Raw genomic sequence first — 24603 nt, forward strand, 5'->3', positions numbered from 1 at the left:
GGGAGTTCAGCATCTTCAGTATTACACAATAAAATTTCACAGTGCATTCCCCTTTGGTTGATGCTTTAAAACCAAATCGAAACGCGCTTCCCATTGAGGGAATAATTCACAAGCTAAGTTATGCATTGTTTGTGCAGCAGGTAAACTTTTGCGATCTGTTTGATACTCTAGACGATGTGCCGGCTGTCCTTTGCTATGACCTAATTTGTAAATATCGAGATCATAAACTTGGGTTTGCAGTAATGAGATAGGTGGGATTTTTTCTTGACTGTATGAGCTGTTATGAATAATTTCAGTTAGTGCTTTAAGGACTTTTCTTGCTAAGACTGTATAATCCATACAATTAATCAGAATTTTTATCGGTGGCAATTCAATACCAAAACCTTGATACGGTAACAGTTCTTCCATTAGTGTTACCGTTCCCCGCAAAAACTCTCGAACATCGGGTAATACAGGCTTAACCATCGCAACAGCAATATGGTTAGTTGCGAGTAGTATCAATTCCAACATAATAGAACGAGCACCTTGTGAGTCGATGATAATCACATCATAAGCAGTAAAAAGTGGGTGTTGTAATAGATTACGCAGACGAATTCGACCATCAGGAGCATGCATCATGGCCGTTTTTAATTGTTCATGAGGATCATTAGAGATAATAAGGTCGAGATTACGAATACAAGTGTGAGAAATTAATCGCTCTGGATGATTAAGATCTACTGTTTGCATTAGTAACTCATAGAGACCACTAGGAGCCTCATAAAGTAAGGAGTAATAACTAGAAGCTTTTGGCTGTGCATAATCCGCGTCGATAAGTAGTGTTTTTAACCCTGCATCAGCACATATTCCTGCAAGATTCGCAGAATGAGTAGATTTACCTTCTCCACCTTTTGTAGAAATAACTGAAATTACATGCATATAAGTCACCTGATAAAGTATTATCAGTGACAGATGCCAAATATATTTTTCTCATAACTGATTGAAAATCCCCGTGTCCTTGGTTCGATTCCGAGTTCGGGCACCATCTTTAGAAAAACCAGCCTTAGGGCTGGTTTTTTGCTTTCATAGACTAAACTAATTGTTATTCTTACTAAATATCACTTCTCTTTTCTACCTACCTCATTCCTATCTATTAGAAAGTAGATCAAAATAAATACAACACTATTAGTAATATGCTAGTTCAGATATATTTGTATCATATGAGGATCAGGAAGATAGATTATGAAAAATGGAATTGAAGGCTTAATGTTAAAAAAATGGCATTTTTAATTGCCATCGCTATCGTTCTTTTCTCTTCCACACCAATATTAAGATATAAATCTTTGTATTTATAAAAAACACAAAGGAAAATAATTAGCTACCATTATTATCTCTTAAATATCATAGGTTGAACACGTTGAGTGTTTATTAATCACCTCATTAAAAGAGTGAAATACGACTGACTCATCGATAACTAAAAGCATAATTGAAAACGATAGAGCAACTCCTACATAAACCAAACATCTAAGTATTTTCTTATATCCTAATAATTCAAATATTCCTTCATACTCTTTTCTTACAAAGCCTTTATAATTTGGAACATGATAAAAATAGAACTACCTCATCGGTATAACTTCAAGGATCAACAAAAATGGAATTTCCCAAAGACCGAATTTATCACTCCTTTATTTGCGTACTTGCCTTTATAGGTTATTTTTTCTCATCTTTTAGTCTATTACTGACTCCCTCTCCTGTTGCACTATTTCAATCACCTTATATCATCTCATTGATCAGTTTTTTTATTTATCTCCCCTACTGTCTAATTATTTGGTTTGCCTATCAAAAACATATTAAATTAATGCCGTTAGGTCGCCTTCAATGGAGTACACTAAAAGCCCCCTTTTTGGCCTTAGTGGGATTATATTTTATTAGTCTATTTTTAGGCTCTGAAGATGATTCATGGGTTACAGAAATTGAATCCATTACAGGTTTTGCCTTCTTCTTATTTGCACTCTCAGTTATTTTTATTGCTCCAATTACTGAAGAAGTCATTTTTAGAGGTTTTCTACTAAATGCGGGTATGTGGTATGGCAATATCGGAAAATGGATTGCCATTATTATCTCTTCACTTTTATTTGCCGCTATGCATACTCAATATGAGTCAATGACTACGTTTATCCTTATTTTTGTTGTGGGTGTTGTGTTTTGCCAAATCAGAATAGGAACTCGTTCATTAATCGCACCGATAGTACTGCATGGAATGCACAACACTATTAGTGTCATTTTTTTAATGTTATAGAGTTTTTATTTAATAAATTTCTATTTTTTATAACAAAACACTTATTCAGTTAATAAGAAATGATATGTAATAGATAAAAATATTTTTATTATTACTTTAGAGAATGATCTGATTTTATACGCAATAATACCGAATATTATTCATCATTATCTAAATAAGTTATATTAACTTCCATAAAAAAATAAAATGAAAAAATAAATATAGAATGTGATTATAACTACATGCTTTTTCAGCGTATTAAAGTATGATAAGAGATATTAATATGACAAGGATATTACCTTCTTCTTAAATTAAGAGAACTCTTTATGAATTTGTTTTTCCAAAATAGCCTAGCTTTTCCTAGCATTATTTTTAGTGCATTACTTATTATTATCTCTTTTTATTGGCTTTGTGCTGCTTTTGGATTATTAGATATTGATTTATTTAATATTGATAGTGAATTGGATGTTGATGCAACAGGTTTCGCAGGTTGGTTAACAAAATTAGGATTAGCCGGTATCCCAGTTACGATTATTGTAACCTTTTTTACCCTTATTGCCTGGTTTATCAGTTACTTTACTAACTATTGGATTATCAGCGCTATTGAAACCAATTTTATTCATTATTTAGTTGGCTTTGTTGCTTTAATCATTATCTCTTTTATTTCTCTTAATCTTACTGCGGTATGTTTAAAACCTATTCGCAAAAAACTCATGTCGCGTAATAAGCCTAAATCAGTACACCAATTAATAGGTAAATTAGCCATAGTACGATCAGCGAATGTAGCGGAAAACAAAGGTGAAGCCGTTTTAGAGGATGGAGGTGCAGGTTTAATTTTACAAGTTAGAGCACCAGAACAAGAAAATATTAAACGAGGAGACAACGTTATTATTATTAGCTATGACGCGTCTACTCACAGTTATCAAGTCGTAACGGAAGATGAATTTCATCGCTGATATTCGCATTCGATGAAATGCAATTAAGTTAACAGACAAATACGATTAAAAAATGACGGCATCGTCTGAACCTATGGAGAAAAAAGTATGGATTTGGCTTTCGTTATGCCTTTCTTAACTATTGTTGGCTTCGCAATTCTAATTATTTTAGGGTTATTTGGATTATTTAAAGCTTTTTATATTAAAGTGCCACAGGGTACAGCCTTAATTGTCAACGACATGAGCTCACAACCTAAAGTCCATTTTACAGGTGCTTTAGTTTATCCTGTTATCTACAAAAAAGAGTTTATGCGTATTTCTCTTTTAACGTTAGAGGTTGATCGTCGTGGTAAAGATGGTTTGATTTGCCAAGATAACTTACGTGCTGATATTACCGTTGCATTTTATTTACGTGTAAATGAAACCACTGAAGACGTATTAAAAGTCGCAAAAGCCATTGGTGTTGATAGAGCATCAGATCACCAAGCAGTCAGTACCCTATTTAGTGCTAAATTCTCAGAAGCATTAAAAACAGTAGGTAAACAGTTTGAACTGTCTAAACTTTTTGAAGATAGACAAAATTTCCGTGATCGCATTGTTGATGTCATCGGTAAAGATCTTAATGGTTATGCATTAGAAGACGTTGCTATCGACTATTTAGAACAAACCCCGAAATCAGCACTTGATCCTAATAATATTTTTGACTCTGAAGGTATCCGTAAAATCACGGAAATTACCGCCATTCATAATATTGAAACCAACCAAAAAGAGCGCGACCAAGAACTTGCTATTCAAAAGAAAAACGTGGAAACCCGAGAAGCAAGTCTGGCCTTAGAACGCCAACAAGCCGATGCAGAAGCACGCCAAAAACGTGAAATCGATAATATTCGTGCTCGTGAAACATCTGAAACCTTGCGTGTACAAGAAGAAGAGCGCTTAAAAGCAGAACAAGCCCGTATTCAAACGCAGCAAGAAATTGAAATTCGTGAAGAAAACCGCATGCGTGAAGTGGAAGTTGCACAACAAAATCGTACTCGTGCAGTCACCATTGAACAAGAGCGAGTTAATCGTGCTCGTGAATTAGAAATTGTTGCTCGCGAACGCGAAGTTGAGTTGCAACGGATTGAGAAAGAAAAAGCGTTAGAAGAAGAACGTAAAAACATCTCAAATGTTATCCGCGAACGCGTGGTTGTAGAAAAAACGGTAGCACAAGAAGAAGAGCGCATTAAAGAAGTCCGTGAAATATCTGAAGCGGATCGTATGAAACAAGTCACAATCATTAATGCACAAGCTGAAGCAGAAGAATCATTAGTGCGCCAAGTGAAAAAAGCAGAAGCAGATGAAGCCAGTGCAAAGCATAAAGCGGAAGAAATCAGTACGATGGCAAAAGCAGAACTCGAAGCCTCTGTTAAACAAGCAGAAGCCAAGAAACGCTTAGCAGAAGGTATTGAAGCAGAGCATGCTGCATTAGGTCTTGCCGAAGCACGAGTGCGTCAAGCCACAGCCGAGGCTGAAGAGAAAGAAGGTCTTGTACTGGCAAACATCACTGCTGAAAAACTATTAGCTGAAGCACGAGGCATGAAAGAAAAAGGCTTAACGGAAGCGCAAGTGATGGAGGCAAAAGCACAAGCCCAGCAACAACAAGGTCTTGCTGAAGCCAAGATTTTAGAAGAAAAACTTACTGCACAAGCGCGTGGTGAAGAACAACAAGCCAATGCAAAAGAGAAATTAGGTCTTGCTGATGCGAAAATTCTTGAAGAGAAACTCGCAGCACAAGCGCGTGGTGAAGGCCAATTAGGATCAGCACAAGCTGAAGTTATTCGCCAACGCTTGAAAGCAGAAGCCGATGGTTTAACAGATAAATTCAAATCTATGGATCACCTTAGCGATACGGCTCGTTCACATGAAGAGTTCCGTATGCAACTTGAAAAACAATTTGAACAGGCTATGGCGTCTATCGAAGCCAACAAAGAAATTGCACGCGAACAAGCCGATGTATTGGCCGCTGCACTGAGCAAAACCAATATTGAAATTGTAGGCGGTGATGGCAGCTTCTTTAACACCTTCTCTAAAGCATTAAGCTTAGGTAAAGCGGTAGATGGTTTTATGGATAAAAGCAGTTTTGCCAAAGAGAACGTTGAAAAACTGATTAACCGTACTCAACAAGATAAAAAGCTCGATATCGCTTCTTTATTAAAAAATCCTGAAGTTCAAGATTTAATTAATGGATTTATGGCAACAAAAGGTGCCAGTCAGCTGATTAAAGATGTGACAACTAAATCAGACTCCTCTAAAGAAGAATAATGCTATTTAGGAGGCGAAAGGCATAGAGACATCTCTATGTCTTTTATCTTGTTTTTATCGTTTAAGCCAAGGAAATCCGTTATACCATGTCTGAAATTCTGGATACGAATCGCGAGCAGGAAATACTCGATAGCGCCGTTGCACAAGGTGGCGCGTATGAAATCTTACGCAAACGCCTCACTGAGCAAGGCCAACAACTTCATCAAAAAGCCACTGAGTTAAATCAACATCGCTTAGATGAATTTGGTCAAAGCCAAATGGATATTATTGGCCGTATCCGTATTCGTACTGAAAATAACTGCCAAGCCAGAGATATTGTTCGTGTTGGTGAATGGCTACTGTTTGGTTATAACGTTTTCCTTGGATTAAAACGTGAAATTCATCTTGAAGATGTCTTTTCACTTTATTGTTTAACTGAAAGCGAGGGAGAGTTTGACGTTGAGGCAGTCCCTTATGAAGAGACTTTTTTAAACGATAATCGTTTTATTCAGGATTTTACTGAGCTTTATACTTATTACAAAAATACGCAATTACTACAACTTGTTGAGCGTGATGGGAAACTGCTTGCCAGTTTTCAAATTGGTGCGCGAATTACTGATGTGCGTGTTTTCCGCTGGGCTATCTCAAGTGATAAAAAGCGTATCGACTATATTGATAATCGTGGTGAACGCGATATTGCCCTCCCTCCTGCTTACGATTTCGAATGGACAAAAACCCAACGTGAAGATACGGTTAATGGCCGTTTTCCCCATATCAATATTCTTGATACCGTTTTTGTCGAAACGACTGGTGGTGATCTAACCGTTAAATGTGAAAATAATACCGAAGATGGTTTAGGGATTTATCGTGAAGCCGTCTTAGATAAAAACCAATCTCTCGATGATGCACAAATTGAATATGCTCAAACAGGCAGTTTAATTCTGTTAAAAATCTTACCGTATCGCGAAGAAAACTGGCGTTATTTGGTCTACAACATTTTGACGCAAACTGTACAACGCATTGATGCAATTGGACAAGCTTGTGTTCAATTACCTGAAGATCACGGCATTATTTTCCCGGGTGGCTATTACCTGCAAAATGGCGAATATAAAACCTTTGATCAACCAATGGAAGGAATGTATTTCCGCCGTCTACGCCGTTCGCCTAATGGCGAAGATGTGTTATATGTTTTCTACTCTCCTTCACAAGGTCGCCTTGCGCTTTTCAATTACAATATGATTGAGCGTAAACTTGCTGTGCCGTTAGTTGGTCATGGCTATGCGATGCTTGAAGATGGGAAAATGGTGCTGTTTGAAGGTGAAGGCGAAGAAGCCACGCGTGTTCATCCTATGCAAGTTTGGCAAACTCCCTTCTATTCTGAAGAATTTGCCGATAAACAACCGCCTCGTAATGGTTTTTATGGCCGTATTGGTAATGCTGATTTAGTACGAGGTATTTCTGAAATTTTGCATGTTGCAAAAGAAATTGAAGGTAATCAAATCTCTATTGCTCGTTATGAGCAACTCAGCTTACAACCTAAAAACTTATTAGATCTCTATTATTGGTTTAATGATGAACACTGTTTAGGAATTGGTAAATTATTAAAAGATATCGCTCAAACCAGTGAATTAGTACTTGATGAATATGAAAAAGTGGAAAGTATTCGTCAACAATCTGCGAAATCAATGCTTGAAGCGGTTAATCGCCAAAAATCACTACTGGCCTTAACACTCCCCGATAGTTGGACTGATATTCAACAATTTGTTGATAGCTTGAATTTATTAAATGCCCATCGAGGGCATCTGATTTCATTGCGTGAATTCCGTTATATGGATTTAACCAAGCTTAGCGCCATGGAAACAGAAATTACCGAAACACAGCAGCGTGTTTCACAAGCAACCGCACTTTTCCTTGCCAGTGATAAAGCATTACAACCATTCAAAGCTCAACTTGTTACCTTTGAAAACCTCATTGAAAAAGCCCAGAACAGCGCACAACTAGATGCACCAATGAATGACATGGAAAAAATGTCTGCTGATTTGGATATGCTTTCTAACTTAATGGCATCTTTGACGTTCCAAGACGTTACCCAACAAACGCATATTATTGATGCAATCTCACAAATCTATGCTCAGCTCAATCAATCTCGCGCTCGACTACAACAAAAACGCAAATCACAAAGTAGCGTCGAAAGCGTGGCACAATTTGGTGCTCAATTTCGCTTATTTAGCCAAGGGATCACCAATGCTTTATCCCTTGCAACCGATCCTGAACGTTGTGACGATCAGCTTTCGCGTCTTTTAGTTCAATTAGAAGAGCTAGAAAGTCAGTTTAGCCATCATGATGAATTTCTTGATGATATTATGGCTAAACGTGAAGAGTTAGTAGAAACTTTTGAGTCACACAAACAAGTGTTGCTTGATGATCGCCAACGTCGCTCACAAAGCCTATTAACCGCAGCCAATCGCTTACTGGAAAATCTGCAACGTCGAACATCTCGATTACAGTCACAAGATGAGTTAAATGCCTTTTTCGCATCAGATCCTTTATCACTAAAAACACGAGAGATCATTGAAAAATTAAGAGAAATCAATGATAACGTCAAAGCTGATGATATTGATGCACGCTTAAAATCCTCTCGCGACCAGGCTATTCGTATTCTGCGGGATAAAACTGATATTTTTGAAGACGGTGGCAATGTTATTAAATTAGGGCCTCGCCATCGCTTTAGCGTTAATACGCAAGAACTTGATCTCACTATCTTACCTAAAGAAGATAAGCTTTGGTTATATCTGACAGGAACGGATTACCAAGAACCGATTGAAAATACAGAACTTGCTCAATTACAGCCTTATTGGAATGCCTCACTTGAATCTGAATCGGACACTGTTTATCGTGCAGAGTACCTTGCTTATTCCATTATTTATGCAGCGGCAAAACGTCAAGATGGTCTTGATTACGAAACGCTAAAAGAAGCACTCACTCTTCCAGAAAAGCTGGAAAAACTCGTGCGTGATTTTGCAACCCCACGTTATAAAGAAGGCTATGAAAAAGGGATCCACGATCACGATGCGATCGCCATATTGAAAAAGCTGATCCCTATTGGCGAAAGTGCTGATCTTCTACGCTACAACCCAACGGCACGCGCAATAGCTGCTCTCTTTTGGGAAACAAAACAAAATGAGCAATATCCCGCTTTATGGCCTGAACGCGCAAGAACCGCACTGAATATTCAGCAATTATTCCATACTGACGATGCGTTAACCGATCTGCAAGCAGAAATCGAAGCAGATATACGCCTCTTCCTTCATGATAATCCGATTGAGTGCGAACACTATGTACCGATGCAGGCCTCTGAATATTTAAGTTTTGCGTTGGCGAGAACACCTATTGAATTAGTTTATAGCAAATATGCTAAAGAGTTAGTGATTGCATTACAAAGTCGATTAGAAGAAGCCCATATGTGGATAGACTTTAATCGTTCACAACAGAATTTAGGTACGCGATACGCACAGCGTTGGGCGCTGATCCAAAATTGGCTACAAGGGTTGTGCTCTCTGCCTGATTATGCCGAACTCTCACCTTATATTCCGGGTGCTATCGCTATCATTATATTAGATAAAGTCGCATCAGCTCGTTATAGTGAAGCTGATTTATACTTCACTGTAACGGGTTTATTAGGCTCTCACTCCACCATTGAAAACCAAGCATTATCACTCAGTTTAGATGACTATTTCAGCCGAATGCGCGGGCAAAGAAAGAACTTTATTCCTGCATTCCGACAGTATCTCACACTGCGTCAAAAAATAGTCAGCGATGAACGTGAACGCTTAAAACTGCATGAATTTAAAGCCAAACCATTAAGCTCTTTTGTCCGTAATAAGCTGATTAACGATGTCTATTTACCGATTATTGGCGACAATATGGCAAAACAAATTGGTGCATTAGGCGAAGGTAAACGCACCGACTTAATGGGATTATTATTAATGATCTCCCCTCCGGGTTATGGCAAAACCACATTAATGGAATATGCAGCCGCACGTTTAGGTCTTATTTTTATGAAGATCAATGGCCCTGCATTAGGACATAACGTGCTATCACTCGATCCCGAACAAGCGCCCAACGCAACAGCGAGACAAGAGCTTGAAAAACTCAACTTAGCATTAGAAATGGGTAATAACGTTATGCTGTATGTGGATGATATTCAGCATACTCACCCTGAATTCTTACAAAAGTTCATTTCGCTCTGTGATGGAACAAGACGTATTGAAGGGGTATGGAAAGGAAAAACCAAAACCTATGATATGCGGGGTAAAAAATTCTGTGTCGTCATGGCAGGTAACCCTTACACCGAATCAGGTGAAGTCTTCCGTATTCCTGATATGTTGGCTAACCGAGCTGATATTTATAACTTAGGTGAAGTATTAGGTGGTATGGACGATGCTTTTGCCCTGAGTTATATCGAAAATAGCTTAACGTCGAATGCGGTATTGGCACCGCTTGCACTACGTGATCTTAACGATCTCTATATTTTAGTTGATAAGGCGATGGGGAAATCTGTCTCTACCAATACATTAAGTTATCCTTATTCTGATGCTGAAATTAATGAAATTGTAATGGTGCTTAAACACTTAATTACGCTACGCAATGTCATTTTAAAAGTAAATCAGCAATATATCGCCAGTGCGGCACAATCAGATAAATATCGCACAGAGCCAGCATTCCGTTTGCAAGGTAGCTACCGCAATATGAATAAATTAAGTGAAAAAGTCTCTGCGGTAATGAATGATGAAGAGATTGAACGCTTACTCGACGATCATTATCTTGGCGAAGCACAATTGCTGACAACTGGAGCCGAAGAAAATTTATTAAAACTCGCTGAATTACGTGGAAAACTAACTGAAAAAGACGCTATTCGTTGGCAACAAATCAAGAAAGACTTTATGCGCAATAAAGCATTGGGTGGTGATAATGCCGATATTGGCGACCGCGTAGTATCACAGTTAGCCAATTTAGTGGAAAGTGTGCAAGGTCTACGTTAAAGATAGAAAATATTCATTTTCAGCCCACTAATTTTAGTGGGCTAAATACTACATAAATAATGTTTATAAATCGAGAAACCTATTTCACGCTCACAATATTGATTTTTTCAAAACAAGTGAAAACGTGAACGTCATTAAGATTAAATATATTTACTGTTAATACTTAAATTTATAAAAAATTAATTTAATTTTATATAATTAATAATTATATGATTAACAATAAAAAAACAAAATTATTTAACAACCAATTCTATTATGTACATAAAATCCATATTAACTCACACTCTGAAAAGAATGAAATAAATAAGACATTAATAATAATCACTCTTAATCCATTTATGAGATCTCTCTCTAAAGATAGGAAATTAACTTAGGATTAATAGCATAGAAATGATAGCATCAAAAATGCTATAAATTAATTATATTATTTATATGGCTTTAATTTAAAAAATTAAAAATTTTTAAATATATTACCTTCAATTTATTAACAAAAAAGATAATAACTATCTTCGCTAATAATTATTTAAATGTACTATTTTAAGTTTAAAGTTATAAAAAATATTATTCTATTTCCGTCTAGTTTAAGTTGTTTTTTATACTAGATTGATGGCAACACAACAAAAATACTTTCAATAAAAGTGGGCGTACTATGAAAAGCATGTTTACGACTCGGGAACTCCCTGACGTAGATCGGTTTTCCGTATTCAGGGATACAATAAAAGACCGCTTTTTATCGTCTTATGAATGCAATGAAGTCGAATTGCCTCCTCATTCTCGATTTTATGCCAATATTGTCGAGCAGCAGGTGACAAATATGCGCTTTATTCAGTTAGAGTCTAATGGACACTGGGCAAGTAGCCGTCCTTTGAGCCATAAACTGAGCTTAGAAGAACATTTTCAAATTGAGATACAGCGTTCAGGAACCAGCCATCTAACTCAAGATGGAAGAACGGCATTTCTGCGACAAGGCGACTTTTGTATTTTTGATATGGCAAGACCCGTATCCTGGTCTTTTGATAACGACTACTCGTTATTTAAGATCCTTATCCCAAGGGAGAAACTAGCATCACGTTTAGGTAATACCCAAAATCTTACAGCAAGAGCAATACGCGGTAATAGCATTACCGGCTCTCTCGTTTATAGTTTTGTGATGCGTTATATTCCATTTTTGGATTCAATGCCACCACAACATGCACAACAACTTGCTGATATTTTATTGAATTTAATTACTTCAGCCTTTAGCGAATTTAGTATTGCGACACCACCGCAAAGCTTAGGAAGATCAACACTGTTTTATTTTGCTCAGCACTATCTTGAGCAACATCTTTCCGATCCCGATTTAAGTGTTAATGAATGTGCTAATGCGTGTGGGATCTCAGTCCGCTATTTACAGATGCTATTTAAAGAACAAAATACATCTGTACTTCGTTGGATCTACCAAAAGCGTCTTGAGAATTATAAAACAGCGTTAGTTAACCCGCTTTTAGCAGAGAAAAATATTACACAACTGGCTTATGAATGTGGGTTTAGTGATATTTCTAATTTAAGCCGAAAATTTAAATCTGAATTTTTTATGACACCTTCAGAGTATCGAAAAATACACTCGTTGAGATAAGTTATAAAACAAAATTATGGGTTATATAAGTATCATTACAAGCATTATGGTTCGTATATGAATCAATATGTACCCAGAATACTTATCCCCCTCTAGTTTAAATTTTGGAGGTTACACTAGAGGGGAAAAAGATCTATTTCATTAGCCGTAACGAAATTCAATGCCTAGTGTGCCACACGGATATTCCCATTTCTTTAAAATCGTCTCACCACATAACACACGGCAAGTACCACACTCTAAACACCCCGCATAATCAAAAAGATATTGCCCTTTCTCATCTTTTTTATATAGCCCTGCGGGACAAGCTTTCATTAAGATTTCAAATTGCGCAGGATCGATATCATCCTTTAAGACAATATGCGGATTTTCTTCATCCACATTAAATTTATTGACGCCTAATTTAACGTCTACGTTTACTTGACTCATAAAGAACGTACTCCTTTAAAGCCATCTTTAATTAAGTTCATCACACCAACTTTCTTCACCTGAGACAGTATTTTCTTACGTACTGGTTTTTCTGGGCCATTAATCACGAATAAATCATGCATAACATTGGCCGCCATTTGCGGATAATCCGTAAAGAATCTGGTGTTATCAAGGAAAGCAGGCAGATCTTTATATAGCTTCATATCTTTCATCACAAAGCTGTCATTTAATAAAGATTGATAACAACTTAATTCTTTTTGGCTGTAGCTGTTTTGTTCTTTCGCCATTAATACCGCTTTTGCGGCCGCTTCACCTGAAGCAATCGCCAGATCCATCCCTCTTACGGTATAACCCACATTGAGGCAAAAACCAGCTGCATCACCCGCCACTAATACACCATCTCTCACTAATTCAGACACCATATTCATGCCACCTTCTGGCACCATATGGGCTGAATATTCTAATAATTTTCCGTCTTTGATAAGCGGTGCAACAACAGGATGTTGTTTAAAATCTTCTAATAATTGAGGAACCGTTTTTTCGAACTTATCGACGTTATGTAGCCCTAAAACTAGGCCTAAAGAAACGGTATTTTTATTGGTATATAAAAAACCACCACCTAAGTATCCCCCTGATGGTGCGCCCGCAAAAAGCCAAGCTAACCCTTCATCATTGGTGCAACCAAATCGGTCTTCCATTTGTTGAGGAGTAAATTCAAGTAACTCTTTAACACCAACAGCAACAGTATGAGGATTTACTTTTTGCGTCATACCTAATTGCTTCGCTAACAATGAATTAACACCATCAGCTAAAATCACGACATGGGCTTCAATTTCATCATCACCCGCTTTAACGCCGCATACTTTGCCCTCTTTTACTAATACTTCATCGACACGAACGCCTGTGATCACTTGTGCGCCAACATCTTCCGCTTTTTCCATTAACCACTGATCAAATGAAGAACGCAATACAGTATAAGAGCGCGCCGCTTCCTCTTCTTGCTGTGTATGCTGATAATCTAACGTCACGCCATCTGTCGGCGTTAACATTGAGATCTTTTCACGCGTCACAAGGCGTTCAACTGGGGCTTCTTCGGCAAAGTTAGGAATGATTTTTTCAAGACTATGTGCGTATAAACGCCCACCCGTCATATTTTTACTGCCAGCGAAATTACCTCGCTCAACCACTAAAACATCACATCCTGCTTGCGCTAAAACATAGGCAGCAGTACCACCAGCAAGTCCACCACCCACAATAATGGCGTCAAAAATATCGTCTGACATACTTTTCTATCCTTTTATTATGTGTGGTCGCTTAGCACACTTTCACTAAGCGACCGACGGGGATTAGCCGCCAAGTTTTGCTGTTAATGCAGGTAACACTTTGTAGAGGTCGCCGACAATCCCGTAATCCACCATATTAAAGATAGGTGCATTTTTATCTTTGTTGATACCAACAATAATTTTTGCTCTATCTACACCGACCATATGTTGAATTTGCCCTGAAATACCGACAGCAACATAAACATCAGCACCTAAGGTCACGCCTGAAACACCAATGTAGCGATCGTGTTCCATCCAGCCTTCACCTTCAGCAATTGGACGTGAGCAACCCACTTCACCTTGAAGGGCTTTTGCTAATGCTGACGCTAACGCAATATCATCTGCCTTACCAAAGCCACGTCCAACACCAACAACACAATGCGCTTTACCTAAATCAACGCTACTACCTTGTTTTGGCTTACGTGTTAACACTTTTAATGTATGCGCAGGGGCGACAAAGGTGCCTTGTACCACTGATGCATTGGGAGCATCTGTAATAACTTCCACATCTAATGCACCACCAACAGTAGCAATAGCATAAGGTGAGCGAATTTCTGCTTTAGCATGTGCTAAACCACCATAAACTTGGTGTGTTGCGATCACGGTATTGTTTTCAACAGTCAGACTTAATGCATCACTGACAACACCCGCTTTTAACGTAACACCTAGGCGGGCCGCAATGGCTTTTGCTCGTTTTGATGATGCTAATAAAACCAATGCATTAGCACCTGCTTCTTTAATAATTTCAGCAAAAGAGGCCGCATAATCTTCAGCAATCACACCTTCTTGTGGCGCAAAGCAATAGACACAATCAGCACCAAGGCTGACACATTCACGCGTGCTTTCGTCATCACCGATAAATAACACATTCACTTTTTCACCAAGACCACGAGCAAACGCTATCAGCTTTGCTAAATCATCCGCTTTCTCGGCATAAACAAAGGTAGTAGGTAGTAAACTAGCCATTTTTAATCTCCTTATTGATTAACCGCTTGGCGTAAATGCTCAGCAAATGTGGCAATATTTTCATCTGAATCACCTTCTAAAATAATGCCAAGGCGATCAGTCTGTTCTGGTGCGCACACTTGTGTTTGCACGACAGTCAGTGCTGAAATATCAACACCAATATCACCTAAACCAAGTTTCTCAACAGGTTTTTTATTCGCAGCTAAAATGGCTTTCATTGACGGTAATTTGGGAGTGTTAATGCTTGATGTCACGCAGACAACGGCAGGTAATGTCAGCTCTAGCTCTTCAGTGATATTTTCTAAATCACGCTCAACAATGATTTTGTCACCATCAACGGTGATTTTGTTAACGGCATTAACACAAGGTAAGCCTAAGTATTCACCTACTGCTAAACCTGTTTGTTGAGCGTATAAGTCACCAGATCCTTCACCGAAAACTAATAAATCAAAACCCACCTTTTGTGCTGCTTGCGCAATAATATTGGCGGTATCTGTTGAATAAAGAGCATTGCACGCATCATCAGCAACAAGTGTTAATGCATCAGGGCCACGCGATAAAATATCTTTTTTAATTTTCGCGTTTTCTACCATTGCACTAGTGCCTACACTAAGCGCAGTTACGGTACTATCACCCAGAGCAGAGGCAATTTCTACTGCGGTTTCAATTGCATTTAAATCATATAAACTAATTTTTAAACCCGCATTATCAGTTGCGAGTGTACGATCAGGCCGCGTTGTGATGTCTTGTTCGTCATGAACAACCTTACAGCAGGCAATAAGTTTCATAATTCACATTCTCCGTTTTGCTCAAGGGAGCAAATTAATAAAATCCCAATGTCATTACGCTAAAATATGTTTAGCGATCACCATGCGTTGCACTTCGCTTGTGCCTTCAAAAATTTCAGTGAGTTTTGCTTCACGCATTAGGCGTTCAACAGGATAAGATTTGGTGTAGCCCATACCACCGTGGAGTTGAACAGCTTTTTGAGTGACATAGGTTGCTGTTTCAGAAGCGTATAATTTGGCTTGCGCTGATTCGCGGGTATAAGGAAGCCCAGCAATTTTTGCCGCCGCTGCGCGATACACCAACATACGAGCACAATCTACGCGGGTAGCCATATCCACTAGCATCCATTGCACACCTTGGTTAGCTGCAATAGGTTTTCCAAATTGAATACGCTCTTTGGTGTAATCAATCGTGGCATCTAATGCACTTTGTGCGATACCTAACGCAATAGCTGAACAGCTTAAACGGCCACCATCTAAGGTTTCCATGGCAATGCTAAAGCCTTTACCTTCCGCGCCTAAACGTGCACTAACAGGTACAACACAGTCACTAAAACTGACAGAACAAGTTTCAGAGCCATTCATACCCATTTTTTCTTCTGGTAAACCAATGCTGATCCCTGGGTTATCACGCTCAACTAAGAATGCGGTGATCCCTTTAACACCCGCACTTTTATCAGTCATGGCAAATACGATAAAGAATGCACCTTGAGGTGCTGCAGTGATCCACAATTTAGAGCCATTGATCACATAATTATCACCTTGACGAACAGCGGTTGTTTGTTGAGCAGCAGCATCACAACCCGCACTTGGTTCGGATAAACAGAAGCAACCAATTTGTTCACCTGAAACCACTCCCGGTAAAATACGTGCTTTGGTTTCTTCATCAGCATATTTTTGAATAACAGGGCCAGTTAATGAACACTGTGATCCCATGATCATCGCGTGTGCAGCGCTGACTTTTGCCATTTCTTCTGTTGCTAATACATAGCTAATTGCATCCGCTTCTGTTCCACCATAATTTTCATCAATATTGAAACCAAAGAGTCCTAATTCAGCCATAGGTGCAATGCTTTCACTTGGAAAACGGTGTTCTTTATCAATTTCGCCAGCAATAGGCTTAATATCATTTTCAACAAACTCTCTGACCATATCGCGGATCAGGACTTGTTCTTCTGTTAGCTGAAAATCCATGTTTATTTTCCTCTGTGAATATATAGGGTTATCTCTATGGCGTGCGATTTCACGTTTGTCGTCTTATCGCACGCATTAATGGGTTAACGTTATTTCTACATCGTCGCTATGGATGCAGGTAAGAAGGTGTACAGCAGCAACATAAACATCATGGCTAACAGTGGAATAGCGAGAGTTAACGTTCCTACAGGGCCATAGCCCTCTTTATGGCTGACACCACAAACGCTAAAGACAGTAATAATCAATCCGTTAAATGGTGGAGTTGTACTCATTGATGCCATTGTTGCCACACGGTGTAAGGAGCCTTGATCAACCACAGTTGCAGGGAACATTGCAGCAATCATTGGCATGGCAATACTTAGCGCACCAGAGCCAGAACCACTGATAAACACCAAGGCACCGACTGAAATTGCAGTAACAACAAGTGGATTAAGACCCGATTGAGCAATCGCTTGGAATGATTCTTTGAACGCAGGTAAGGTCATCACTAATGCCCCAAACCCAACAATAACCGCCGTATTAAAGAGGGAGGTCACCCCTTCCATTGTTCCTGCGGCTAAATTAGGTACGAGCTTTTTCCAATCGAGATAGCGTAAATACACAATCAAGGCGGCGATAATGGCGCAGAATAGTGCGATAGCTGGGTCCCATTTCAGGATATTCAGCACGACCAGCAAAATAAGCATAGGGAGTAATGCAACGAGCACATTAGGTAATTGACGATCTTTTTTACCTTCTTCGGCTTTTGCTGTTTTTTCGTCTTCAACCCAGCCTTCACCTTTCGCTTTTACACGCTTAAATAACCAAGTGAGATAAATAATCACTAAGGTGACTTGGAATAATGCTGTCAACATACCCGGTACTAAACCGGCCGTAGCTGACGTACCTAAGAACTTCATTGGGATAAGGTTTTGGATTTGTGGTGATCCAGGCATTATCATCACAAACGTACCTGCACCGGCAAAATAGACAGCAGGAATAAGTCTGCGAGGAAGATTCGCTTTGCGGAATAAACTCACCATCATCGAATAAACGGTAAACAGTGCAACAAACACTGAAACACCGCCGTAGGCTAAAATGGCACAAGCCGCAACTAATGAAGGAATAACGGCTCTTTCACCAAATTTACCAATAATAAAAGAGGCAACACTATCAGCAGCGCCACTGATAGCGGTTAATTTGCCAAAAATCGCACCAAGTACGAAAATGAAGAAGAAGCTACCAAAATAACCACCTAATCCACCGGTATACACTTGTAACAGTGCATCGACAGGATTAAGCATATCTGGTGATACAAGCCATGCAGTCACAGCAAGAAATAGGCTGGTGGTAAAGACAGAAATGAAGATATGTATGCCTTTCATACACATGATCATTAATATCGCTAGCCCAATGATTAAACAAATAATACCCATGATTGCCCCACTTATATGTGTTAGGGTTCAATTGACCTGTGCTATCCACACAGGTCTTTTGTGACTATTGATTAATGTTGTTAAGCAGAAAGCACATCAGCAAAAGTTTGCAGTGCCGTTCTAGCTTGTTCATACGTTTTAGTTTGCTGATCGATTTCGATAATGATGGAAGGAATGCCTTCTCTATCGAGGAATTTCTTCACTATCGGGGCATCGAACTCTTCTGGATCACAGAATTTTGTTAGCAAATAGACAACACCATCAGCGCCTGTGTTTTTCACCATATCGGCAATTAAACGGCCACGTTTTTTCTCTGGATCATATAAAAGTGAACACCCTTCAAGCTGGGCGATTTGCTCTGCCATTGCTTCATAAGGTGCGTTATTTTCTGGGATATCTTGACGGAACTGACGAGACTCATGTGCCACTTCATCTGCCACAATCGCTATCTTGTTATCAGCCAAAATTTGTAGAATAGAAGGGCTATCCGCAATAATGCCTGTCACAACAACTTTGTGCCCTTTCCAAGGTTCTGGAGATAAGGTTTTGCATTGTGCAACAATGGCTTCAACGGCTTTTGTATGTTCAACGACATCCATAAAGTAACCACTTTTGATCACAGTATTACGACGTTGTGGTGTGATTAAGTTTGGATGAAGCGCGGCCATCTCTGAAAATTCGCGTAACGCGGCGCGTCGCTGATTAAACAAATGGATTGCACTTTTTAGTGCATCATCTGTCACAGGCTGACCTGAAATTTCCCCTAATTGCAGTGCGATTTTTTTGTATTGTTCGGTTAAGAAAGCAATACCCGCTGGGGTTTTACGATTTTGTGGATGCACCAGTTGGATAAAAGGCACTTGTGGCACACCGGCTTTCCAGTTTTGCCCTAAGCATTTTAAGGTGTCACACAAAGAAGGAATTATGGCTGCTGACAGTTTATTCAGCGCACCATCCAATCCCATCTCAAGAGAAGAAAGCACTAGCGCACAATAGAAAGGAGGAAAATATTTCTTCGCTTCTGAGATCTCACGTCCTTCCGCGCCCCAAATGCCAAAAGGCACCATGCCTGCTGCATAGACAATTTCATTCGGAGTATATTCAGGAAAACAACCAATCACCTTTTTGCCACTACGAATAAAACCCTCTAATTGCGCAACGGGGTTATCCACCACGGCTTGCAGCTCATCAAATCTATCCGTTAATGCTTTCATTAGATGTCTCCCTTTTTCATATCTGCTTTATTCGCAGCCATAATTTCTGTTAATGCTTCAACACGGGTGACATACTGCGCTTCAGAGAAAACTCGGGGATCTGCTTGGTCGCCATCAAAAGTCACTGTTGGGATCTTAAGTTCATGGCGAATCCGGCGCTCAATTTCGGGCATAATGCCACTCCAGAGCTTACAACTGCGGTTAACGTGAATAATCGCGCCATCCACTTTATTCTGACGACTAACGTCAATACGCATATCAGCAGCACGCTCAACAGAGACACAGTTAGGAACATAAGAGTAAGCACGCATCATCTCGTCACTGTTTTGATAAATCACACCAAATGCAGTGGCGTAAACAGTAGCGGTAACGTTAATACCTTGCTCTTTTAACGGGGTAGATGTGGCACGCAAATAAGGCCAGCAAGCAATACCTTCAAAGAGAACACGGTATTTTTCTTCACCGCGGTAAGTCGATTTTTTCTCTTTGATATTTTGTTCCATCTCTTCACACAGTTGCTCAAAAGCCAGTGCAGCTTCTAATTTACCGCGAGCACAAACAGCAACCGCCATGTGATTAAACAGATCAAAACCATTCATTGGAGACGGCTCAAATTGGCAATATTCTGCCGCTTTTAACCATGCACGCCCTGTACGTTGTGAGATTTCACAGACTTCTTTAAACTTCTCTTCGGAGAAGACTTTGCCAGTGACTTTTTCAAGTTGTTTAATCGCATCATCAAATTGTGCTTGAACATACTTCACTGTCACATCATCAGTGTCATAATCATTTTTATAAGGAATATCGATAAGGATCATCGGGATATTCAATTCGTATGCGATATTTTCATACCACTTGATCATGCAGTTACAGATATTGTTACAGCACAGCAAGAAATCAGGCTGAGGCATATCCATCTCTTCACACTGCTTAATATCCATGTAAGAGAGGCTGATTCGAGCATAAGCACAGATATCATTGGAATATCCCATGCTTTCTGCATGCTCACACATTTTTAAACCTGCACCTTTTGCCGCAATGGCTGCGGCTTGGTTTTCAGGATAAACCACGCATAAACCTAATGTTTCAGCAATTTCTTGTGGGAAGTTAGAGGCACACCAGCCTATTTTTTCACCGCTATTTTTAGCATCCCACGCACGCTGATAAGCATCAGCAGCGATTTTTTGCAGTCGTTTTTTCGCAGGAATATAATCCGGCGCATTCATATCTACATTGCTCATTTTGATGTTCCTATTGTTAACGCATCGTCTTCCAGTTGATGGCGGTACGCTTCAAAGGCATAAATGGCGGCACCTATCGCCCCGTTGTATTGTGATAAAGGTGAAGTGGCGATAGAGGCGTTCAACTCTTCGCTAACATAACGAACAACTTCAAAATTACTGGCAACACCGCCTGTCATCACGACAGGGGCTTCAACCCCCACTCGTTTTGCAAGACCAGCAATACGGCTAGCCACAGAACGGTGAATGCCATTAATAACGTCGGGTATTGTTTCGTTATTCGCGAGATGAGAAATCACTTCTGATTCAGAGAACACGGTACAGGTTGAGCTAATCGTGACTTTCTTAGTGGACTTAGCGCCCTCTTGAGCGAGGTCAGAAATCTTGGTTTCTAATACTCTCGACATTACATCTAAAAAGCGTCCTGTACCGGCGGCGCATTTGTCATTCATCACAAAGTTTAATAAACGGCCTGCACCATCCATATGAAGTGCTTTAACGTCTTGACCGCCGATATCAATCACTGTTTTTACGCCCGGAAAAAGAAAGTGCGCGCCTTTGGCGTGACAGCTCAGTTCGCTCACTTCTTTATTGGCTTCTTTCAGAGAATTACGGCCATAACCGGTTGCACAGATCCAACTGATCTGACTGAGATCGCCACCAAACTGGCTTAATACTTCAGCGATCGCTTTTTCAGGCCCAGAAGTTCCTGCACCCACAGATGCCAGTGATTTAGCGACAATGGCGTCACCATTTTTCATGATGATGCATTTTGATGCAGACGATCCGATATCAACGCCCATTGTGAAAATGTCTTGTTGCATGCCTTTGCTCTCCTGAAAATTAAAAAAATAAGTGGATTATTCTTTCCACGTCATCACGTCTTTATTGGCTTCAAGGCTGGCAATTTCTTCTGCGCTATACCCTAATTCAGCTAATACAGACGGTGTGTCTTCACCTAACAAAGGACCACGACGATATTCAGGTAAACCACTCTCTAAGAAATCAATAGGTGGGCGAACTAAGGCTTTTTCACTGCCATTTTTGTACTTCATGTTGTAGAAGGTGTTGATTGCCCAAGCCTGTTTGTCTTCCAACACTTCTTCCCATGTTTGCGCAATACTGAATGGGATATCGTTTTTGGTGAAAATATCTGCCCATTCTGATGCTGTTTTTTGCTCAACTTGTTGCCAAATCAGATCATATAATTCAGGGGAGCGATTATTTTTCGCTACTTCTTGTAGACGTGTATAACGAGCGTCTTCCGCTAAATCTGGACGACCAATACAAGAAATAAAGGTTGGATAGTAGGCGTCATAAACAGGCATACAGACTTGAATAAAACGGTCATCTTTTGTTTTATAAGCCAGAATAAATGGGCTAGTAGTATTACGACGATCGATTGGATACGGCTGACCATAATCTGGGTATTGTGCCGCTTGGATCATGATTGCTTGGGTATAAATTGAGGTATGCAGTAAGTTAGTTGAAACATACTCACCTTGCCCAATATCTTTAGCGCGAATATAAGCAGCTAACACACCAGACACTAAACCTAATGCACATTGGTGATCACCAAGGCCAGGGATCACATTCATCGGTACTGTGCCTTTTTGGTACAGCGAACCTAAAATGCCACCACGAGCAAAGAATGCCGTGTAGTCAAATCCAGGTAGATCTTTATCTGGGCCTTCATCACCATAGCCGGTCACGCTGGCGTAAACTAATTTTGGAAAACGTTGTTTTAACGTTTCATAATCCAACCCTGCACGTTCTCTTGCACCAGGACGCCAGTTAGTTAAGAAAATGTCGGCTTTTTCTAGCAGTTCAAACAGAATTTTTTTACCTGCTTCTGTTTTCGTATTTAACACGATGCCACGTTTATTGGCATTTTCTAAATCAAAACTGGTGTTTTCATGTTGATCTAACGGACGGCCTTCAGTCGGTGCGGTATAACGTAAGTTATCACCACTTGGGGATTCAATTTTGATTACGTTCGCCCCCATATCAGCTAAAATACGGCCCGCTGCGGGTACGGCAATAAAGGTCGCCAACTCAACTACAGTGACGCCTTCCAGTGCTTTACGACTTGTCATTTTTTCTCCTAATTATTTTTAGACTTCATACTGCTGTTGTCAGAATGTGGATAAATCCGTTGTCACTTAACCCGCTACTTTGGTTTCTTCATCCTTGATTGAAACGCCATAACCCAATTGCAATTTCAGGGCTTGCACATCAATTTTTCCGCAAGGGGTATGAGGAAACTGCGTAAAGAAATGGAGTTCTTTGGGGATTTTGTAGCGAGCTAGTCGCTCTTGTAGAAATACACGTAATTCGCTTTCATTTAGGGTGCAATCTTTTTGCACACAAATAGTGGCAATGACTTCCTCACCTAAATCGACAGAAGGAATGCCGAACGCTTTCGTTGCGTCAACACCGGGATATTCCGCAATAGCCTCTTCTATTTCACAAAGGCTGATATTTTCACCACCACGAACGACAATCTCTTTCATGCGATAGGCGTAGTGATAATTTCCTTGTTCATCGACATAACCAATATCCCCTGTATGTAACCAACCTTCCTCGTCTAGAGCTTCCTTGGTTTTATCAGGGGCATTGTCATAACCCATCATCACATGAAAACCACGAGTACAAATTTCACCCAAAACGCCCACTGGCACAGGTTTACCCGTTTTCGGACTAATGATTTGCATTTCAACAAAAGGTAATGGTTTACCGATAGAACTGCGTTTTATGGGTAAAGTATCGTTTGGTAATGTTTGAGTACAACAAGGCGAGGCTTCTGTTTGTCCATAAGAGACGGTGATCCCTTTCATTCCTAACGTATTTTCAATGTCATCAATTAACACAGGAGGAAAACTTGCCCCGGCAATAATGCCTTTATCAAGGCTAGATAAATCGTAGTGAGAAAACTGCTCGTGCTTCATTAAACGGCTAAAAATCGTTGGTACGCCATGCATAACGGTGCAACGATAGTCTTGGACGACTTTCAAAACATCTTCTGCACAATAGTTATCAAGAAGAACTAATTGGCATCCGGTTGTTAACGCAAAAAAGAGACAAGAAGAGAGCCCAAAACAGTGGAATAAAGGAACAGCAAGACAAATGACATCGTTATGCGTTACGCCTAATCGCTGTGCTGACAGCATGGCATTATTAATCACATTATATTGGCTTAACATGACACCTTTAGGCATAGCAGTACTGCCTGAGGTCATTTGAATAGTCAGTAAATCTTTTACACTAACTTGTGAAATAGCATGTTGATATTCTTTATCTGATATTTTTTGGCTAATTGCTTTTAATTGAGATAATGAGACACTTTTTTCTGCCGATTTATTTCCCATACTAATAAATAACTGAGGTAATACATCCTTATTTTCAGTTACTTTTTTAGCAAGGCAATTAATCACTTCAATAAAGTCATTACTTTTAAACCCATCAGAAAAACATAATGCTTTAATACCGGTTAATCGACATAAATCTAATAACTCTCTTTTTTTAAAATGAAAGTTAATACAAACAACAGGAACACCAATTTGAGCAGCCGCAAGAAAACAAATTATCCACTCTTTACTATTAGCAGACCAAATACCTAAACGATCACCTTTTTTTAAACCAATCGCTAAAAAACCACGCGCAACACTTTCTACTTCTTGTTGTAATTGTTGCCAAGAAAGTGTCTTTTTACTTTGGTTTTCAATCAAGGCTGTTTGTGAAGCATATTGCTTTACAATATTGTTTAGACATTCTTTAACTGTCATTTCTAATAAGGTCATAAATACCTACTCAACCGCTTTTTTGCTGGTGTTTGCGTCTGTAATGACCTTATTCTGGGTAGGGGGAATTATTCATTCTTGGTAAATAACGAACTGTTTTTCGTCATT

At 39.5% G+C, this 24603-nt stretch carries 17 protein-coding genes; 5 read left to right on the forward strand and 12 right to left on the reverse strand.

The features are described from left to right. Positions 1-36: 36 nt before the first annotated feature. Positions 37-915 (reverse strand): ParA family protein, encoded by an 879-nt coding sequence (locus LW139_RS18135; RefSeq protein WP_247850346.1) that lies wholly within the window; start codon positions 913-915, stop codon positions 37-39. Between the two features lie 712 nt (positions 916-1627). On the opposite strand from LW139_RS18135, the gene LW139_RS18140 reads away from it, so the two are divergent. The 5 genes from LW139_RS18140 (at position 1628) to LW139_RS18160 (ending at position 12129) form a co-directional block, all read left to right on the forward strand. Then, positions 1628-2275, forward strand: coding sequence for a CPBP family intramembrane glutamic endopeptidase (locus LW139_RS18140; protein WP_166539974.1), 648 nt, complete (start codon positions 1628-1630; stop codon positions 2273-2275). A gap of 305 nt (positions 2276-2580) precedes the next feature. Next, the gene (locus LW139_RS18145) at positions 2581-3210 is read left to right on the forward strand and encodes an OB-fold-containig protein (protein ID WP_227336080.1); all 630 of its coding nucleotides are present in this window, start codon (positions 2581-2583) and stop codon (positions 3208-3210) included. Between the two features lie 87 nt (positions 3211-3297). Then, a complete protein-coding gene (locus tag LW139_RS18150) occupies positions 3298-5493 on the forward strand; it encodes a flotillin family protein (protein ID WP_166539972.1) in 2196 nt (731 codons plus the stop codon). 86 nt (positions 5494-5579) lie between these two features. Continuing rightward, on the forward strand, positions 5580-10514 hold the full coding sequence (locus tag LW139_RS18155) for a DNA repair ATPase (RefSeq protein WP_247850347.1): 4935 nt from the start codon (positions 5580-5582) through the stop codon (positions 10512-10514). Positions 10515-11163: 649 nt separating this feature from the next. Next, on the forward strand, positions 11164-12129 hold the full coding sequence (locus LW139_RS18160; protein WP_166539970.1) for a helix-turn-helix domain-containing protein: 966 nt from the start codon (positions 11164-11166) through the stop codon (positions 12127-12129). Positions 12130-12270: 141 nt separating this feature from the next. Here LW139_RS18160 and LW139_RS18165 read toward each other — a convergent pair whose 3' ends face one another. The 11 genes from LW139_RS18165 to LW139_RS18215 all read right to left on the reverse strand — a co-directional run bounded on the left by LW139_RS18165 (position 12271) and on the right by LW139_RS18215 (position 24495). Further along, positions 12271-12555: a ferredoxin gene (locus tag LW139_RS18165; protein WP_060556296.1), complete on the reverse strand. Its 285-nt coding sequence runs from the start codon at positions 12553-12555 to the stop codon at positions 12271-12273. Further along, positions 12552-13838 (reverse strand): FAD-dependent oxidoreductase, encoded by a 1287-nt coding sequence (locus tag LW139_RS18170; RefSeq protein WP_247850348.1) that lies wholly within the window; start codon positions 13836-13838, stop codon positions 12552-12554. Before LW139_RS18170 ends, LW139_RS18165 begins: the two co-directional genes overlap by 4 nt. 63 nt (positions 13839-13901) lie before the next feature. Next, a complete protein-coding gene (locus LW139_RS18175; protein ID WP_166539968.1) occupies positions 13902-14843 on the reverse strand; it encodes an FAD-binding protein in 942 nt (313 codons plus the stop codon). Positions 14844-14854: 11 nt separating this feature from the next. Continuing rightward, complete coding sequence (gene fixA, locus LW139_RS18180; protein ID WP_109408353.1) at positions 14855-15631, reverse strand: putative electron transfer flavoprotein FixA; 777 nt, start codon at positions 15629-15631, stop codon at positions 14855-14857. 54 nt (positions 15632-15685) lie between these two features. Then, positions 15686-16825 (reverse strand): acyl-CoA dehydrogenase family protein, encoded by a 1140-nt coding sequence (locus LW139_RS18185; protein ID WP_166539967.1) that lies wholly within the window; start codon positions 16823-16825, stop codon positions 15686-15688. 95 nt (positions 16826-16920) lie between these two features. Beyond that, positions 16921-18240, reverse strand: a complete 1320-nt coding sequence (locus LW139_RS18190; RefSeq protein ID WP_072069069.1) for a GntP family permease — start codon at positions 18238-18240, stop codon at positions 16921-16923. Positions 18241-18320: 80 nt separating this feature from the next. After that, on the reverse strand, positions 18321-19454 hold the full coding sequence (locus LW139_RS18195; RefSeq protein ID WP_166539966.1) for a 2-hydroxyacyl-CoA dehydratase subunit D: 1134 nt from the start codon (positions 19452-19454) through the stop codon (positions 18321-18323). Continuing rightward, complete coding sequence (locus tag LW139_RS18200) at positions 19454-20695, reverse strand: 2-hydroxyacyl-CoA dehydratase subunit D (RefSeq protein WP_166539965.1); 1242 nt, start codon at positions 20693-20695, stop codon at positions 19454-19456. Before LW139_RS18200 ends, LW139_RS18195 begins: the two co-directional genes overlap by 1 nt. Continuing rightward, positions 20692-21519 (reverse strand): acyl-CoA dehydratase activase, encoded by an 828-nt coding sequence (locus LW139_RS18205; protein ID WP_109408356.1) that lies wholly within the window; start codon positions 21517-21519, stop codon positions 20692-20694. Before LW139_RS18205 ends, LW139_RS18200 begins: the two co-directional genes overlap by 4 nt. Positions 21520-21555: 36 nt before the next feature. Then, a complete protein-coding gene (locus LW139_RS18210) occupies positions 21556-22791 on the reverse strand; it encodes a CaiB/BaiF CoA transferase family protein (protein ID WP_247850349.1) in 1236 nt (411 codons plus the stop codon). A 66-nt stretch (positions 22792-22857) separates the two neighbouring features. Continuing rightward, positions 22858-24495, reverse strand: a complete 1638-nt coding sequence (locus LW139_RS18215) for an AMP-binding protein (RefSeq protein WP_247850350.1) — start codon at positions 24493-24495, stop codon at positions 22858-22860. Between the last annotated feature and the right edge of the window lie 108 nt (positions 24496-24603).

Source organism: Proteus vulgaris, assembly GCF_023100685.1.
Taxonomy (GTDB): domain Bacteria; phylum Pseudomonadota; class Gammaproteobacteria; order Enterobacterales; family Enterobacteriaceae; genus Proteus.